This is a genomic window from Arthrobacter ginkgonis (assembly GCF_039540195.1).
Classification (GTDB): Bacteria; Actinomycetota; Actinomycetes; order Actinomycetales; family Micrococcaceae; genus Zafaria; species Zafaria ginkgonis.
The window spans coordinates 121,271-136,862 of the sequence record NZ_BAABEO010000026.1 but is presented as its reverse complement, the minus strand read 5'-3'; the positions used below and the strand labels follow the sequence as shown (position 1 = coordinate 136,862).

At 68.5% G+C, this 15,592-nt stretch carries 16 protein-coding genes; 11 read left to right on the top strand and 5 right to left on the bottom strand.

Annotated features, from left to right (window positions below):
- Positions 1 to 50: 50 nt before the first annotated feature.
- Positions 51 to 1,472 carry a 2-oxoadipate dioxygenase/decarboxylase gene (gene hglS / locus ABD912_RS20115; RefSeq protein WP_345153694.1) on the bottom strand — a complete coding sequence of 474 codons (1,422 nt, stop codon included), beginning with the start codon at positions 1,470 to 1,472 and terminating at the stop codon, positions 51 to 53.
- Between the two features lie 43 nt (positions 1,473 to 1,515).
- Positions 1,516 to 2,706: an NAD(P)/FAD-dependent oxidoreductase gene (locus ABD912_RS20110; RefSeq protein WP_345153693.1), complete on the bottom strand. Its 1,191-nt coding sequence runs from the start codon at positions 2,704 to 2,706 to the stop codon at positions 1,516 to 1,518.
- Between the two features lie 148 nt (positions 2,707 to 2,854).
- On the opposite strand from ABD912_RS20110, the gene ABD912_RS20105 reads away from it, so the two are divergent.
- Entirely contained in the window at positions 2,855 to 3,760 is a 906-nt protein-coding gene (locus tag ABD912_RS20105) for a LysR family transcriptional regulator (protein ID WP_345153691.1), read from the top strand.
- Here ABD912_RS20105 and ABD912_RS20100 read toward each other — a convergent pair.
- Positions 3,745 to 4,413, bottom strand: a complete 669-nt coding sequence (locus ABD912_RS20100; protein WP_345153688.1) for a GntR family transcriptional regulator — start codon at positions 4,411 to 4,413, stop codon at positions 3,745 to 3,747. The two genes, ABD912_RS20105 and ABD912_RS20100, sit on opposite strands and share 16 nt — an antisense overlap.
- Before the next feature lie 270 nt (positions 4,414 to 4,683).
- Here ABD912_RS20100 and ABD912_RS20095 point away from each other — a divergent pair, with 270 nt between their 5' ends.
- From ABD912_RS20095 to ABD912_RS20070, 6 genes are read left to right on the top strand one after another with little or no spacing between them, the layout of a single operon-like run.
- The gene (locus tag ABD912_RS20095) at positions 4,684 to 5,532 is read left to right on the top strand and encodes a substrate-binding periplasmic protein (protein ID WP_345153687.1); all 849 of its coding nucleotides are present in this window, start codon (positions 4,684 to 4,686) and stop codon (positions 5,530 to 5,532) included.
- A 23-nt stretch (positions 5,533 to 5,555) separates the two neighbouring features.
- Positions 5,556 to 6,584, top strand: coding sequence for an ornithine cyclodeaminase family protein (locus tag ABD912_RS20090; protein ID WP_345153685.1), 1,029 nt, complete (start codon positions 5,556 to 5,558; stop codon positions 6,582 to 6,584).
- Positions 6,585 to 6,614: 30 nt separating this feature from the next.
- On the top strand, positions 6,615 to 7,388 hold the full coding sequence (locus tag ABD912_RS20085; protein WP_345153684.1) for an amino acid ABC transporter ATP-binding protein: 774 nt from the start codon (positions 6,615 to 6,617) through the stop codon (positions 7,386 to 7,388).
- Positions 7,389 to 7,399: 11 nt separating this feature from the next.
- On the top strand, positions 7,400 to 8,032 hold the full coding sequence (locus ABD912_RS20080; protein ID WP_345153804.1) for an amino acid ABC transporter permease: 633 nt from the start codon (positions 7,400 to 7,402) through the stop codon (positions 8,030 to 8,032).
- A complete protein-coding gene (locus ABD912_RS20075; protein WP_345153683.1) occupies positions 8,029 to 8,685 on the top strand; it encodes an amino acid ABC transporter permease in 657 nt (218 codons plus the stop codon). The genes ABD912_RS20080 and ABD912_RS20075 overlap by 4 nt, the downstream gene beginning before the upstream one ends.
- A 7-nt stretch (positions 8,686 to 8,692) precedes the next feature.
- Positions 8,693 to 9,931: an NAD(P)/FAD-dependent oxidoreductase gene (locus ABD912_RS20070; RefSeq protein ID WP_345153681.1), complete on the top strand. Its 1,239-nt coding sequence runs from the start codon at positions 8,693 to 8,695 to the stop codon at positions 9,929 to 9,931.
- Between the two features lie 627 nt (positions 9,932 to 10,558).
- Here ABD912_RS20070 and ABD912_RS20065 read toward each other — a convergent pair.
- Positions 10,559 to 10,702 (bottom strand): hypothetical protein, encoded by a 144-nt coding sequence (locus ABD912_RS20065; RefSeq protein ID WP_345153678.1) that lies wholly within the window; start codon positions 10,700 to 10,702, stop codon positions 10,559 to 10,561.
- Positions 10,703 to 11,203: 501 nt separating this feature from the next.
- On the opposite strand from ABD912_RS20065, the gene ABD912_RS20060 reads away from it, so the two are divergent.
- From ABD912_RS20060 to ABD912_RS20050, 3 genes are all read left to right on the top strand, one after another.
- On the top strand, positions 11,204 to 11,368 hold the full coding sequence (locus ABD912_RS20060) for a hypothetical protein (RefSeq protein WP_345153677.1): 165 nt from the start codon (positions 11,204 to 11,206) through the stop codon (positions 11,366 to 11,368).
- A gap of 298 nt (positions 11,369 to 11,666) precedes the next feature.
- Positions 11,667 to 11,993, top strand: a complete 327-nt coding sequence (locus ABD912_RS20055) for a hypothetical protein (RefSeq protein WP_345153676.1) — start codon at positions 11,667 to 11,669, stop codon at positions 11,991 to 11,993.
- Between the two features lie 522 nt (positions 11,994 to 12,515).
- Complete coding sequence (locus ABD912_RS20050) at positions 12,516 to 13,655, top strand: AI-2E family transporter (RefSeq protein ID WP_345153675.1); 1,140 nt, start codon at positions 12,516 to 12,518, stop codon at positions 13,653 to 13,655.
- 47 nt (positions 13,656 to 13,702) lie between these two features.
- Here ABD912_RS20050 and ABD912_RS20045 read toward each other — a convergent pair whose 3' ends face one another.
- Positions 13,703 to 14,002, bottom strand: a complete 300-nt coding sequence (locus ABD912_RS20045; protein WP_345153674.1) for a DUF4193 family protein — start codon at positions 14,000 to 14,002, stop codon at positions 13,703 to 13,705.
- Between the two features lie 1,135 nt (positions 14,003 to 15,137).
- Between ABD912_RS20045 and ABD912_RS20040 the strand changes: the two genes are divergently transcribed.
- On the top strand, positions 15,138 to 15,557 hold the full coding sequence (locus ABD912_RS20040) for a hypothetical protein (RefSeq protein ID WP_345153673.1): 420 nt from the start codon (positions 15,138 to 15,140) through the stop codon (positions 15,555 to 15,557).
- The last annotated feature ends 35 nt before the right edge of the window (positions 15,558 to 15,592 follow it).

The window sequence follows — 15,592 nt, the reverse complement described above, 5'->3', positions numbered from 1 at the left end:
CTCCTGTTGGTGAAGGTGGCTTGGTCGGCGGTCTGGCTTGTTGGTGTGGTCTAGCGGGAAGAGATTGCGGCCGATGCCGCGGGGGTGATCTCGACGCCGAGGGCCTTGGCGAGTTCCGCCACGGAGGCGTCCTGCTGGGCCTGGTAGAGCCCGTTGGGGTCAAGCACTTCGCGGCCGACGATCGTGCTCATGCGGTCGATGTCGTACGCGGCGGCCTGTTCGGCGTCGTTCTTCGAGCCCTCGTCGGTGAGGTTGGACTGGAAGATCCCGGCCGCGGAGCGTGGCAGGAAGTCCTCGTAGACGATCGGCTCGGGCACGGCGGCTCCGGAGGCGATCAGCTCCGCGAGGGTGACCGGCCCGGCCGGGGTTCCGGCAAGGGCCTCCGGGCGGGCTGTGAAGGTGAAGAAGGCCAGGCCCTGGGCGGCGAGTTCCGCCTCGGTGCGCGGAAGGTTCTCCTCCCACACGGCGCGGGCGGCGTCCTGCCGCACCGTGTCGGCGTTGGCGGCGAGCCGGGCGTCGACCTCGGCGACCATGCGGTCGTACACGTCCCGGCCGGCCGGGGTGAGCGCGATGCCGCGGGCCTCGACCTCGCCGAAGCGCACCCGCAGCTCCCCGGGCTTCACGGAGCCGTCCGCGTGGCGGAACATCCGCTTCTCGCCGAGGGCCTTGAAGGAGGTCTGGCGCAGCAGCACGTCGGGGCCGTCCCAGCGCGGCGGGCCTTGGATCTCGTCGATCATCGTGATGCCGCAGGCCTCCATGCCGGCGTAGAGCGCGTCGATGTCCAGCACCCGGGGGGTGAGGTGGTTGATGTGCGTGGATGCGACGCCGCCGATGTCCGAGGCGACGGCGGAGATCGCCTCGAGCCGGCGGTACCAGTCGTGGTCCACGGGTTCGGCGGACAGCTCGAACGCGCCGGTGGCGAGCTCCAGCAGCCGGTTCGCTTCCGCGTCCGGCAGTCCGCCCGCGGCGGCGGCCCGGTCGGCGAGTTCCAGCAGCTCCGGGCCGAAGAGCTCTCGGCGGGCGAAGAAGTCGACGAGCTCCCGCTGGAGTTCCGCGTCGAAGAACCGAGGGTCCTCGACGGCGAGCATCGACGTGAAGACCCGGAACGGGTTCCGGGCCAGCTCGTCGGCGTCGATGGGGCGGAAGGCCGTGGAGACTACCGGCACTGCGGAGGACGCGGCGTCGCGCAGGTCGTAGAAGCCCACTGGGTGCATGCCGAAGGCGGCGAAGACCCGGGCCACCTGCGACATCTCGCGCTCGGAGCCGACGCGGATGGCGCCGTGGCGCTCGGCAGTGACGCGGCCGATGCTGCCCAACCGCTCGGCGTCCGCGCCGTGCCGGCGCAGGTGTTCCTGGTTCACCTCGGTCGAGACCTCCACCAGGGTGTTGTAGGCCGGCACTTCGGTGCCGTACATCGTCGAGAGGCGTCGGGCGAACGCGGCCCGCAGTTCCCACAGGCTCTGGAAACTCATGGATTGGTCCTTTCGTGGGGTCGTCGTGTGGCGTCGGCGGTGTTCAGATGATGTGGACTTCGCGAACCAGCGCCGCGTCGCCGTTGAAGCGGTCGGCGGAGAAGGTGGAGAGGTCCATGAAGCCTTCGCGGCCCAGGTAAAGGTCGCGGACCAGTTCGCCGACCGCCGGCCCCTGGAGGAAGCCGTGGCCGGAGAACCCGGTGGCGTAGAAGAAGCCGGAGACCTCCCCGGACGCGCCGATGAGCGCGTTGTGGTCCGGCGTGTTCTCGTACAGCCCCGCCCAGCCGAATTCGAGGTCCGGTTCCGCCAGCGACGGGGCGCAGATCCGGGCGGCCGCGGAGAACTCGCCGACCCACTCGTAGCTGAAGTCCCGCCCGAAACCGGGGGCCTGCTGGTTGGAGATCCCCAGCAGCATGCCGTTGCCGTAGTTGTGGAAGTACATGGTGGTCGAGAGGTCCAAGGTGAACGGGACGTCCGGGTACGGCGCGGCCTGCTGCCGCGTCATGCCGATCTGCCGGCGCACCGGGGTGACGGGCAGTTCGACGCCGACCATCTGGCCCACGTGCCGGGACCACGCGCCGGCCGCGCAGACCACGGCATCGGTGCGGATGGTGCCGCGGTTGGTGGTCACGGATCGGATGGCCCCTGCTGCGGTCTCCACGGAGAGCACCTCGGTGCCGGTCAGGAACACGACGCCGGCGGCCTCGGCGGCCCGGGCGTAGGCGGCGACCGCCTTGGCCGGCTCCGCGAAGCCGTCCTCCGGCGAGTACGAGGCCGCCTGCAGCACGGCGGGGTTCAGGAACGGGTTGATCGCTGCCGCCTCGTCAGGGGAAACCATCCGGCTGTTGCTGCCGAACTGGTTCTGGACGGTCACGCTGGCCTCGCAGTCGGCAACCTCCGCCGCGCTGCGGCAGAGGAAAAGATAGCCCACGCGGCGCAGCCCGATGTCGACCCCGAAGCGTTCGCCGAAACGGCCGTAGGCGTCCAGGCTGCGCTTGCCGAGCGCAACATTCGCCGGGTCCGAGAAGGTGGCGCGGACGCCGCCCAGCGGCTTGGCGGAGGAGCCGGTGCCGAGGCCGGAACGCTCGACCACGACGATGTTGCGGACGCCGGCCTCGGCGAGGTGGAAGGCGGCGCTGACGCCCATGATGCCGCCGCCGATGATGACGACATCGGCGTCCTGCGGCTGGGCGGTGCCGCCCGGAAGGGAGAGGGAAACCACCTGGTTCGCCAAGGCGGACCTCCTTTGTGATGAAGGGAATGCGATGAAGAAAATCGTTCATCGGTAATGGGTTATATATAACTACCCTAGGGACAATGTGATCTGGGTCAAGCTAAAGTTCATGAGGGAAACCCTTTAGCTTTTCTAAAAGGAGGCCGCGGTGCGGAATTGGACACTCGGGCAGCTGCGCACGCTGTGCGCCGTGGCGGAGGCGGGCTCGATGAGCGCGGCGGCCGAGCGGATGGGCTACACCGTCGGGGCGATCTCCCAGCAGATGGCCGGATTGCAGCGCGAGGCGGGGCAGCCGCTGTTCATCAAGGACGGCCGGCACCTGACGCTCTCGGACGCCGGGCGGTTGCTGCACCGTCACGCGGCGGTGATCCTGGCGGCCGAGGCGGAGGCCTCCGCCTCGCTGGGTGCGCTCGACGCCGGCATCGACTCGACGGTGCGCCTGGGCGTGTTTGGGTCCGCGGCCATCGTTTGTGCCGTCCCGGCGGTTCGGCTGCTCGCCGCGACGGACCCGCGCATCCGGGTCGAGTTCCGGGAACTGGATCCGGACGGCATGGTCACCGCCGTCGGGGCCGGGACGGTGGACGCGGCACTGGGGCTGGAGTACAGCGACCTGCCCTTGCCGGTTCCATCGAGCGTCACCAAGCGCACGGTCCTCTCCGAACCGCTGCGGGTGGTCTTCCCCGGCGGCGGGGCGGAAAGCGCATTGTCGCTGGCGGAAATCATCGAGGGTGCCGGATGGCTGCTCCCCCCGGCCGACTCCATGTTCGGGCGGGCCGCGAGGATGGCGCTGGCGGCGGAAGGGATCGAGCCGGCGGTGGACCACACGGTCACCGACACCGCGTTGGCGCTCGGGCTGGCGGCCGCCGGCTACGGGCTGACGGTCGCGACGGCAGCCATGATGGCCTTCCACCTTACGGACGCCGCATCGGTCGAGCTGCCGGGAAACAAGCGGCGCGAGATCGTTTCACTGGCCCGGAACGCGGTGCTCGGCCGGCCGAGCGTGGCCCGCGTGGTGGAGGCGCTGTGCGAAGCCGGAGGTCAGGGGCGGGCGTAGTCCAGGTGCTCGACCATCAGCGCCTGGAGGCGCTCGGCGTCGCCGGCGACGAGTGCCTCGACGATCGGCAGGTGCTCCTCGGCGCTCTGGCGCAGGACGCCCCGTTCCGCCAAGTGGTAGGAGCCGCGCACCCGGCTCTGGTCGCGGAGGTTCTCGACGATGCCGTTGAGCCGGCGGTTGCCGAGGAGTCCGACGATCCCCATGTGGAACGCCTGGTCCGCGTCGAGGTATTCGGGCAAACGGTCGGGATGGGCCGCGTCGAGCGTCGCCTGGGCAAGCCGCCGCACGGTTGCCTGCTGCTCGTCGGTCAACCCCTTCCCCGCCACCTTCACGACGGCCGGGACCTCGATCATCATGCGCAGGTCGTAGACCTCCTGCCGGTCCGCGTCGTTCATCTCCACCACTCGGAAGCCGCGGTTTCGCACCACTTCCAGCAGGCCCTTCGCCGCAAGTTCCATCATCGCCTCGCGCACCGGGCTATTGGAGACGCCGAGTTGGGCGGCGAGGGAGTTGGCCGAATAGATCCGGCCGGGCTTCATCTCCCCCGACAGCAGGGCCGAGCGCACTACGCTGAGCGCCTCGTCCTTCAGCGTCCCCCGCTGGAGCCTCAAGCCCTGGACGCCGATCATTTCCCGCACGTTGCTGTCCTGCATGGGCACTCTCCTTACCAGCGAGTTTTCATTTCAGAATAGGTCAGCATCCGGGGCCCGTTGGCACCGCCGGCAGAATCATTCGCACTCTGCGCCTCCGCCCGCGGCGCGGAGCCGCGCGAACCTCCCGGCGCCCGGAGGACTGTGACGTGACGTTGTCAGCGACTTTTGCGAGGTGCCTTGACAGGAGCCATCCACACCCCTGAGAGTAATCGACAACCGGTTGTGTATTACAGATCACACGCTCATCGAGTTCCCACCGAAGGAAGTTCCATGAAATACCGTTCCGCGCTCGCCATCGGCGCCTCCGCCGCTTTCACCGCCCTGGCCCTGAGCTCCTGCAGCGGGCAGGTGAGCGCCACCTCCGTGCCCGACGACTGCGTCCCGCAGAGCGAGGTCAAGACGCTCCAGGAGGGCGTCCTGACGGTTGCCGCCCCCGAGTTCCCCCCGTTCTCCTCGGTCTCCAACGGCCAGGCGACCGGGGCCGATGCCGACATCGTCAAGCAGTTCGCCGCGGACAACTGCCTCGAGATCCGGATGGAGCCCACGTCCTACGCCGGCACCATCCCCGCCGTGCAGAGCAACCGCGCGGACCTCGCCATCGGCTGCTACTACCGCACCGCGCAACGGGCGGAGATCGTGGACCTCTCCGCCCCTGTCTACACGGACGACATGGGCGTGATCTCCGGCGACGGCGTCACCTCGATCCGCGCCATGGAGCAGCTCAAAGTCGGCACCGTGGACGGGTACCTGTGGGTGGCCGACATGAAGTCGGTCCTCGGCGACAAGCTGACCGTCTACCCCAGCGCCGTGGAGATGCAGGCGGACCTCAAGGCCGGCCGCATCCAGGTGGGCCTCGACGGGTTCGGCTCCGCCGCCGAGATGTACAAGGACATCCCCGACTACAAGGTCCTGGTGGTCGAGCCCGACGAGCGAGTGGTCGCCTCCAGGGAGCCGGCGCAGATCGGCTTCCCCCACACCAAGGGCAACACCAGCCTGACCGAGGCGCTGGACGCCAGCATCGAGTCCATGAAGGCCGACGGCAAGATCTCCGAGATCCTCACCGCGAACGGCCTGCCCGAGACGGCCGCCGAAACCGGCGAACCCCGGCTCATCAAGTAGCACTGGACGGAAGGGATACGGCCATGAATGCTGCCGTGGAAACCAGCGGGGCCCGCACACGCACCGTCTTCATCGACGGGAAGGAACTGCGGGCGGCCCTGTCTCCCGCCGCAGCCGTAACTGCGCTCGAAGAGACCCTACGGGCCGGCTTCGATCCCGAGCAGGACGCCCCGCGCACCCGGGTGGACACCACCTCCGGCCAGTTCCTGCAGATGCCTTCGGCGTGGGACGGCGCGGTCGGCACGAAGCTGCTGACGATCACCCAGGACAACGTCGCCCTCGGCGCGCCGGTCATCCAAGGGATCTACGCCCTCTTCGGGGGACCGTCCCAAGCGCCGCTGGCGGTGCTCGACGGGATCGAGCTGACTAATCTGCGGACCTCCGCGGTTTCGGCGCTCGGCGCGCGCCTGCTGCTGGACGCTCAGCGCGATGGCCTTGCGGGCGCCGATGCGCGCCGTACGGCCCCCCAGCTGGTGGTGTTCGGCACCGGCGTCCAAGCATGGCAGCACATCAAGACCTTCCACGACGTCTTCACCCTCGGCGGGGTGGCGGTGGTGGGACGCAACCCTGCCGCCGCCGCTCAACTGGCCGCACGGGCCCGCCGCGAGCTGGGCCTGGCCACTTCGGTGGCGGACTCCTCCGCCGTCGCCGGCGCGGACCTGGTGGTCTGCTGCACGGCTGCCCAGCGGCCCCTGTTCGACGGGGCACTGGTGCCGGACTCGGCCGTCGTCGTCGCCATCGGCTCCCACTCACCCACCAGCCGCGAACTGGACGACACGCTGATGGCGCGCGCCGCCGTGGTCGTCGAATCGCGGGACTCAGCGCTGCGCGAGGCCGGGGACGTGGTGCAGGCGCTCGCGTCCGGCGCCATCTCCGCCCCCGAGGACCTCCGCACGCTGGCGGAACTCGTGGCGGACGGCTCGCGCAGCCGGGCCGGGCGCCCGGCTGTTTTCAAGACCACGGGGATGCCGTGGCAGGACCTGGCCGTCGCCCGCGCCGTCGTCGCCGCCCACCGGTCCGTCTCCGCCAACGGCCTGAACTCCGGCCGCTGAAGCGGCCCGCTCCCAAAGGATTCCACAGCCATGCCCCAACCAGTTTCCACCACTACCAAGAACGTCGTCCAAGTCCGCCATCTGGCCAAGTCCTACGGGGACAACATCGTCCTCCGGGACGTGTCGTTGGCCGTGCCGGAAGGCTCCGTCACGGCGATGATCGGCCCCAGCGGGGCCGGCAAGAGCACCGTCCTGCGCTGCATGAACCTCCTGGAGAAGCCGGACAGCGGGGAGATCGAGATCGACGGCCACACCATCAACGCCGGCAGGAAGATCGCGCCGAAGAACCTCGCCGCGCTGCGCCGCAGCGCCGGCATGGTGTTCCAGCACTTCAACCTCTTCCCCCACATGACCGTGCTGCGCAACGTCAGCCTTCCGCAGGAGCGCGTACTCGGACGCAGCAAGGAGGAGGCGAACACCAAGTCCATGGAGCTGCTGGCCCGCATGGGCCTGGCGGACAAGGCGGACTGCTACCCGGCCCGCTGCTCCGGCGGGCAGCAGCAGCGCATCGCGATCGCCCGGGCGCTGGCCCTCGGTCCGCGTGTGATGCTCTTCGACGAGCCCACCTCCGCGCTGGACCCGGAGGTGGGCGTCGAGGTCCTGGAGGTCATGAAGGAACTCGCGTCCGAGGGCATGACGATGGTGGTGGTCACCCACGAGATGAGCTTCGCCGCCAACGTCTCCAACGAGCTGGTGGTGATGGCCGACGGCGGCATCATCGAATCCGGCGACCCGCACCAGATCATGAGCGACCCGCAGCACGAGCGGACCCGCCGCTTCCTGCGCGCCGTGCTGGAGCGCTGATCAACGTGCAGATGCTCCAAGCCATCGCCCTCGGCCTGCCCCTGACCCTCCTCGTCACCGTGCTCTCGCTCGGCCTGGGCACCGTGCTGGCACTGCCGCTGGTCGCCGGGCTGCGCAGCGGGAACCGCGCCGTCTGGCTGCTCACCCGCGGGATCGTGGACCTGCTGCGTGGCATCCCGCCCGTGGTGTGGCTGTTCATCCTCTACTACGGCGTCTCCCTCGGCACCCTGCGCATGTCCGCGCTGCAGGCCGCCGTCCTCGGGCTCGGCCTGGTGTCCTCCGCGTACCTGGCGGAGATCTTCCGCGGCGCCATTGGCTCGGTGCACCGGGGCCAGTGGGAGGCCAGCTCCGCACTCGGGTTCCGCGGCGGTACCGCGTGGGGCCGGGTGATCGGACCCCAGGCCTGGCGCACCGCCATCCCCGCCTACACCGCCTACGGGATCGGCCTGCTCAAGGATTCCTCGATCGCCTCCACGATCGGCGTCGCGGAGATCGTGTTCTTCTCCAACCAGTACGCGCGGCAGTCCGGGGAGGGCATCATGGTCTTCTTCATCGCCGCCGGCGTCTACATCCTCCTAAGCATGCCGCTGGGCATGCTCTCCCGACACCTGGACACCAAGCTGCGGAAGGCGGTTGCCCGATGACCGGCCTGCTCCCCGATGTCGCCACGATCCTGCCCACCCTGCTCGGCGGGCTGCAGATCAGCCTGACGCTCACCTTCTTCAGCCTGTTGTTCGGGCTGCCCCTGGGCCTGCTCTTCTCCTTCGGCGTCACCGCCAGGAACAGGGCCTTCCGCTACGTGTCCGTCTTCTTCGTGGAGGTGGGCCGCGGCGCTCCGGCCCTGGTCCTGCTGCAGCTGATGTACTACGGTCTGCCGAACGTGGAGATCACGCTCTCCTCGCTGGCCTCCGCCTGCTTGGCGCTGGTCTGGACGACGGCGGCGTACACCGCTGAACTCATCCGCGGCGGCATCCAAGCGGTGCCTGCCGGAGAGATCGAAGGCTCCGACGCGCTGGGCATGAGCGTGGGCGACCGGCTGCGGTTCATCGAGATCCCGCAGGGGCTGCGCATCGCCCTGCCGTCCCTCATGGGCTTCGCCGTCCTGCTCTTCCAGGCCACGTCGCTGGCCTACACCGTGGCAGTGCCAGAGTTGATGAGCCAGGCGTATTCGACCGGATCCTCCACGTTCAAGTACCTCCCGGCGTTCATCGCCGCCGGCATGCTCTACGCCGCCATCTCCGTCCCCGCCACGTGGCTCTCGGTCCTGGCCGAGAAGCGCCTGAGCCGTCACCTCTAGGAGCACCGTGTCCGCATCAGCCCCTTTCCCCGACAGCGTGATCGTGGTCGGCGGCGGCATCGTGGGCCTCTCCACGGCCTGGTACCTGCAGGAACACGGGGTCGAGGTCACCGTCGTCGACCGCGGTTCCGTGGGAGGCGGCGCCAGCTGGGGCAACGCCGGCTGGGTCGTCCCCGGACTGGTCACTCCGCTGGCCGAACCCGGCGCCTGGAGGCACGGCGTCGAGGCGCTGTTCCGCAAGGACGCGCCGCTGCACATCCCGCCGCGCTTCGACCCTGCCCTGTGGCGCTTCCTCGCCAGATTCTCCCGCAACATGACGGCCGGACGGTGGCGGCGGACCATGGAGCACCTGCAGCCGTTGACCGCCCTGGCCCTGGACGCCTTCGGCGAACTGCGCGCCGCGGGCGCGGCCCCCGCCGTCGTCGAAGCGCCGTACTCCATCGGTTTCCGCTCCACGGACGACGCCGACCACTTCCGCAGCCACCTGCAGGAACTCCGGGGCATGGGACAGCCGGTGGGCTACGAGCACGGCCACCCCGCGCCGCAGTTCTCGGCGGAGGTCACGGACTCCTTCCGGGTGACGGGGCAGAGCTTCATCGATCCCGGAGCGTACGTCGCCGACCTGGCCGCCTCGGTCAAGCAGCGCGGCGGCAGGATCCTCGAGAACTGGCCGATCCACGGCGTCGCGGACACGGGACACGGGGTGCGCGTCGCTTCCGCTACCGGGGCCGCGGAGGAGGCCGACGCCGTCGTGCTCGCCACTGGCGCGTGGTTGCCGCGGCTCGCCCGGGAGTGGGGTTTGCGCACGCCGCTGCAGCCGGGACGCGGCTACTCGTTCACCGTGGACTGCGACGTGCCGCTGGACGGGCCGCTCTACCTGCCGGCCGAGCGGGTGGTCGCGACGCCCTACGCCGGGGCCGTGCGGATCGCGGGGACCATGGAGTTCGCGGGGGCCGACGACCCGCTGGATCCGGCCCGCCTGGAATCCGTCGTCGCCGCGGCCAAGCCCGTGCTGCGCGGCGTCGACTGGTCCACGCGCCGCGATCTCTGGGTCGGCCCGCGCCCCGTGACCGCCGACGGGCTGCCGGTGCTGGGCCGGCTCCGTTCGCCGCGGATCTTCGCCAGCGGCGGCCACGGCATGTGGGGAATCGTGCTGGGACCGGTGAGCGGCCGCCTGCTCGCCGGGCTCATCGCCACGGGCCGCGCCCCGCTGGACCTGGCCCCGTACGATCCGCTACGGCGGTAGGCCCCGTTACTTAAGGGGATTGGAGGGAACCGGCGAGGTGTCTTCCCGTTATCCATGCCTGGGGGCTCCGAAAAGGATCGTCCCGTCCGGGCCCCTCCCTTGACCATTAGCCGTGGCCAAGGGAGGGGCCCGCATGACGGATGTGTTCTGTGGTACTGACTGGGCGGGAGGATACCGCGAGCTCCTGGCTCGACGGCATGTGGCAGTCTGCGGACCGAAGTCCTCACCCCTGGCGCCCCGCCACCCAAAAGGCCGGCCCTGATCGACGCCGAAGCCACGGTCGCTCTTGTCTTGCAACCGGTGGGATGCAAGACACTTTGTCGAGACACCTATCACCATGAGGAGCGCGGACCCCCTGTTGCAGATGCAACCAGGGCTGCAACGCCGCCCTGAACGAGGGGCAGGACCCGCCGATCGCGATACGTGAAACCGTCTTCAACCGGAACGACGTGACCGACGGGGTGGCCCACCACCCCCGACCCGCGGAGCTCTCCCGCCCCCTCGCGGGCACCGATAACGGCGCCTGCGAGGGTTTCCGCGTGGGTCAGGCATCTGCCCCCGGACGAGGCGTCCTCCGTGGGCCGCTTCCGGGGACTGGACCCCGTAGACGCGGCGTTGAACCGGGTGTCAGGAGAGACGCCGGAAGTCCCCCGGCCCGAGCTTCACGTAGATCGGTAACACCATCTGGATGTGGGTCAGACCGACAGGATCGTCGAGCAGCTCATTGATCGATGTCTGCCCTTCCAGCTCGCGGGCCTCCTCCGTTTCCATGGACCGACCATAGGCACGGCCAAACGCCCAAGACCTGCAGACACGACTCCCAGGACCTTGCCCGTGCTCGAGGCCCGTCGCCGCTTCCCGCGGCCCCAACCCCACATCAAAGGCCGCCCCGCGCAGGTGGCCGTGGTCTGCTGCGCCGGAACCTCTTCCCTTGGTCCCATGGACAGGTCCGGACGGGTTCCGCCCCCCCTGCTGCTGTCGGCGTTCTACTTTCCCAACCGCTCGAAGACCAGGCCCGGAACGCGCGAGACGAAGGATCCGTCCAACCATTCATGGAACCGCTTTTTGCGCGGTGGTCTGCTGTCCGTCTTCGGTGTCTTCGTCCATGCGCCTGCCGGGGTGAGGATCCGGCCGCGAGCTTCCCCTGCCGGTGCGAGCCAGGTGGCGGAATGCCAGCGTGTCCATGAGCCTACCGGCAGGTGTCCTGACGGCCCGGAGAAAACGCGCCCGGCGGGACGGCGGCGCACTTGAGGGGCCGGCTGGAGTGTGGGCATGACGTTGGGGGACGCGGCCGTCGAGCCGCTGGCGCACATCAAGGATTTCCGGATGAGTTTCGGGGAAACGACGGTCATCAAGGACCCGTCCTTCGATGTGAGGGCCGGGGAAACCTTCGGGCTCTTGGGCACACGCAGTCCGCGCGCTAAATCCGCGCACTAAAGGAGCCACACCCCACCTCAAGTAGTCACTCCCGGGCCGCGGCCGCACCTGATGGTCCGGCCACCGCGAAAAGCCCATAGGAATCCCCCGTCCCGGCATCATCCGCGGACCCTTAATTCCGTTGACATGAACCTGCGCATCGCCTGCACCCGGCCAACGAATCCTCCAACGGCCTGCCATGGCCGAGAGAGCCGATGACCCCGGATGAGCGCCACGGTGTTGCCTAGGTCACAATTCATGCCTACGCTGTCGTGGGCGGTCGCAGCGTCGCGGCCGCCCACAAAAGGGTAGGAGAACCATGGCCGAGAAGCTCGATGTCCTGGTCCGCGTGGATCTTGAGGGCGCCCATGTCCAGATCACTGTCCAGGGCCGCGTGACGGAACAAAGCGTCCAGGCCCTCTACGTGGTCGTCAAACGCGCCAACGCTCTGATGCGAGGCCTGGAGATGGAAATCGACCTCACCCGTGCCAGTGTCGAACCAGCGGCCCTGGACCAGCTGCGCGCGTACTCGGAGTCCCGCCACCTGCCCGCACATATTGACCCGCTGCAAGCCGACTGCAGGCTCAGCGTTCTCGCGCCCGCGGAGTTCCTCACGACCACCGGGAACGCCCGCCTGGCAGCCTGACACGCCAGCCACGAACATCCGGTCAGGGCGGACCGGCCGCGAAACCGGTGTCGGTCATTCACCTGCACGCAAGCAAGTCCGCTGAAACATACGGCCCAGGCGCACTTTCCGAACATCGGATTCGAGTCCACGATCACCGTCATGGCGGAGCAGCGTTACCGCCGGACCCCCTATGTTGAAGGAGGAAGACCGTCGCCCGCATCCCAGGGCGCAGCGGCCTTCCCCTATTTTCAGTCATCGCCGGACGCAGCCAACGGTATTCCCTGCACTTCATTGCCGAAGCCGGCAGAGGCTGTCGATTTTCCCCACGACGATCACCGAACCCGGATGGGATGATCGCTGCGCCCCTTCCCCGGCGCTCCCCAACTTTCTGCCCGCCGTGGACAGCCTTGGGCACCCGAGCTCTGGACCCCGGGCGATCCTCCCTCCCCTGGACCCGCAGCCGGGATTGCCGCCGGAACGCCATCCCCTCGAGATGAGCAGGCCGGAGGACGAGGCCACCGGCTCAGTATGATGCAGAGCATGAGCGAGGTTCCGCCACCCCCGACGCCGGAGACGAATGCGCCCATGCCTCGCGGCTGGAAGGTGCCAACGTTCATGAGGACCGCGCCGGCGTGGCCTCTCTCCACCGGGTTCACCATGGCCGCCGGCGCGTTGCTGGCCATTGCGCTGGCCCTGGCAATGCTGTCGATCTCGACCGTGTTGATGTCGATTGCCCTGGCGGCATTTTTGGCACTGAGCATGGACCCCGCGGTGCGGGCAGTATCCCGGCGCGGGGTATCGCACTTTTGGAGCGTGGCGATAGTGGCCGGCGCCTTCCTGGCGGTGGTCGCGGCCATCCTGGCCTTCATCGTGCCGGCCACGGCGCGCCAATTCAGCTACCTCGTGCAGAACGCTCCGGAGGCCGTGGAGAACCTGCCGAACAGTGCGTGGTTATCCAGCGTGGAGCAGGCCACCGGTCTGGACGTCAGCGCAGTCCTGCTCCAGGCCCTGGAATCCGTAACCACCCCCGAGTCAATGCTGGCGATTTCCGGTGGCGTTCTGCGCGCAGGTGTCAGTGTCGTCGGCGCTGTTTCGAGCGCCTTCATCGTCGTGGTGCTGACGCTCTATTTCGTGTCGTCCCTTGGCGCCATCAAACGAGCGGCCGCCGCGCTGGTCCCTGCCTACCGCCGCGCCCGGTTCTCCGCCGTACTGGAGGAGATCACGACGTCGGTCGGCGGGGCCGTGGCCGGCGGCGTCACCTTGTCCATGATCAACGCGGCGGTCGTCTTCGTCCTTCAACTGCTCATCGGGTCGTCCGTGCCGGTGCTGATGGCCCTGGCCGCCTTCTTCATCACCCTGGTGCCGATGATCGGGTCGGTGATCTTCCTCGTCGTGGGAACCGTGGGGGCGTTGTTCATCGGCCCGACGGCCGCGCTCGTCTTTGCGATCACGTATTTCGTCTACATCCAGATCGAGGCCTACCAGATCACTCCGAAAGTGATGGGCCACGCGGTGGATGTCCCGGGCGTGCTGATCATCATCGGGGCCATGACCGGGGCTGCCCTGCTCGGCCTCATGGGGGCCTTGCTGGCCATTCCCGTTACAGCCTCGATCCTGATCATCATCCGACAGATCACGGTCCCGAGAAGGGACGCTCAGGTCCACCCGCCGCCCAAATAGCGCCGCGGCCGCCCGTCACCGGCGACGAATCCCACATCCGAAGCGCTCTACAGCTCGCAGTCGCGGCAGTAGGCGGTGCCGTCCTTTTCGCGCGTTAGCTGGGAACGGTGGCGCACGGTGAAGCACGAGCCGCAGATGAACTCGTCCGTGCCCTGCGGGATCACCGCAACGACCAGCTCATCGTTGACGATGGCCCCGGGCAGTTCGAGCCCGTCCACGTCCTCGGCGACGTCGAGTTCCTCGACGACCGCGCGGGCCGTCGGCGCCGCCATGCTCTGAACGCTCTTGTACGTCTCCTCGCTCTGCTCGGCCACTTCGGGGCGTGCCGCGTCATAGTCCTGTGCCATATGTCCTGTTCCTCGGTTGCGGGTTCTGCCCCGCAACCCTAAGGCATCCGCGCCCCCAGCCCATCCACCCTCGCGGCAATGGCCGGGGCATGCCGGAAGACGGGGAACCAACCCGCCGGCAGGAACTGCAGGAACTAGGCACCAGATTCGTCATCACCGTCGACCAGCCGGGAGACCTTGCGTGAAAATCCAGACGCCTGCCTCAAGTACGGTCACGCCGAACATACTCACAAGCGCCTAGCAAGCGACGGGCAGCAAGGCACCAGGCAGCAAGTTCTCGGAAGGCCGAGGGTAGGCTGGTCCGACTCCCACCCCGCCCGAAAGGCCGCCATGCCCCCCGACCCCCTGTTCATGAACCCGTTGGCCGGAGAGGCCCCGCTGCTCAGCCCGGCATCCCGCGAAACCGTCGCTCCCCCAGCCGTGTTCACCGCTCCCCCGGCGCCCGAAGGATTTGACGAAGCGTCATCGGAACCAGAGATCCCGTTCCGTCCGCAACCGTCCAGGAAGCAACCACCCGGCCAGCGGCGCGCCGGACAGCGCACCAGCGGTCAGGGCCGAAACCACGGACGAGGCAACGGCCGCGACCAGCGGACCAACTAGCTCCAGGAAAGCAGGAGCCACCCCCGCCGTCCCACCACCAGCGAGCCGCCCCGCGATGCTCAATCGCAGCACGCGAAAGTCAGCGCGGCCCCTCGCCCGCGCCTTGCAACGGGTGGGATGCAAGACGGTCCGTCGAGACACTACGACTTCCCTGCCAACCACAGTGGCAACCGGCGGTTTTTGGTGCTGTCTGGCGATCGGCGTATTCAAAGCCGTTGTTGGCGGGGCCTTCTCCTATCGTGTCCATAACAGCTGGTTCGGTACGGAAGAGAGGATCACGATGGCCAGTCCCATGCGGGTGTCCGCCCGGACGACAACGGTGCGCCTTGGCCTTGTCGTAGGAGCGGCCCTGTCCGTCGGACTGGGCGGATGTGCGGTCCCTCCAACCGATGTTTCCGGGGCAGGGGCAGGCGCAGTCTCCGCAAGCGGTAATGCAACGTCCCCGCAGGCTCCTGACGATGTACGATCCAGCAACCCGGTCTCCTCCCCCACCAACGGCAGCCGGCAAGCTGCCTGCACCGAACCCGAAGGAATCATGGACGACCAGAACCTCCCCAAGGCCCACCCCGCGTTCTCGCGTCATTTTTCGGCACCGATCTATGAGGACCCGGCCGGGGAATTCGCTCCCTTCGGAACGGATGAGGGCTGGGACATGCTCTACGTGGTGGCCCAGGAGTGCGACCGGCTGCCGGCCAACGCCACGGTCGAGGACGTCCTGGCCTTGGCCGGTTTTCCCGAGGCCGGCGGATGGGACGAGACTCCCAGCGGCGAGGAATGGTACGAGGACGCCACCCTGGTTGCCGCTTCCGCGTTCACGCTGCTCCGCCTCACGGGACACATCGACGACGCCGGCCGTCAACAGGCGGTGGAGGCCCTGGGCATCCTGATCGACTTCTTCGGAGACCAGCCCGAACTCCGCCAGCAGCGCACCGACCTGGTGAACTGGACAGGGTGACCTGCGCATCATCGAAGATTGTCCCCTACTTCTGG

What these genes read in the sequence shown, in the direction of transcription:
- ABD912_RS20040 (WP_345153673.1), top strand. Translation starts at nt 15,138, where the DNA reads ATGGACGACCAGAACCTCCCCAAGGCCCACCCCGCGTTCTCGCGTCAT.
- ABD912_RS20050 (WP_345153675.1), top strand. Translation starts at nt 12,516, where the DNA reads ATGAGCGAGGTTCCGCCACCCCCGACGCCGGAGACGAATGCGCCCATG.
- ABD912_RS20095 (WP_345153687.1), top strand. Translation starts at nt 4,684, where the DNA reads ATGAAATACCGTTCCGCGCTCGCCATCGGCGCCTCCGCCGCTTTCACC.
- ABD912_RS20060 (WP_345153677.1), top strand. Translation starts at nt 11,204, where the DNA reads ATGACGTTGGGGGACGCGGCCGTCGAGCCGCTGGCGCACATCAAGGAT.
- ABD912_RS20055 (WP_345153676.1), top strand. Translation starts at nt 11,667, where the DNA reads ATGGCCGAGAAGCTCGATGTCCTGGTCCGCGTGGATCTTGAGGGCGCC.
- ABD912_RS20045 (WP_345153674.1), bottom strand. Translation starts at nt 14,002, where the DNA reads ATGGCACAGGACTATGACGCGGCACGCCCCGAAGTGGCCGAGCAGAGC.
- ABD912_RS20080 (WP_345153804.1), top strand. Translation starts at nt 7,400, where the DNA reads ATGCTCCAAGCCATCGCCCTCGGCCTGCCCCTGACCCTCCTCGTCACC.
- ABD912_RS20065 (WP_345153678.1), bottom strand. Translation starts at nt 10,702, where the DNA reads ATGGAAACGGAGGAGGCCCGCGAGCTGGAAGGGCAGACATCGATCAAT.
- ABD912_RS20085 (WP_345153684.1), top strand. Translation starts at nt 6,615, where the DNA reads ATGCCCCAACCAGTTTCCACCACTACCAAGAACGTCGTCCAAGTCCGC.
- ABD912_RS20075 (WP_345153683.1), top strand. Translation starts at nt 8,029, where the DNA reads ATGACCGGCCTGCTCCCCGATGTCGCCACGATCCTGCCCACCCTGCTC.
- ABD912_RS20100 (WP_345153688.1), bottom strand. Translation starts at nt 4,413, where the DNA reads ATGCAGGACAGCAACGTGCGGGAAATGATCGGCGTCCAGGGCTTGAGG.
- ABD912_RS20090 (WP_345153685.1), top strand. Translation starts at nt 5,556, where the DNA reads ATGAATGCTGCCGTGGAAACCAGCGGGGCCCGCACACGCACCGTCTTC.
- hglS (WP_345153694.1), bottom strand. Translation starts at nt 1,472, where the DNA reads ATGAGTTTCCAGAGCCTGTGGGAACTGCGGGCCGCGTTCGCCCGACGC.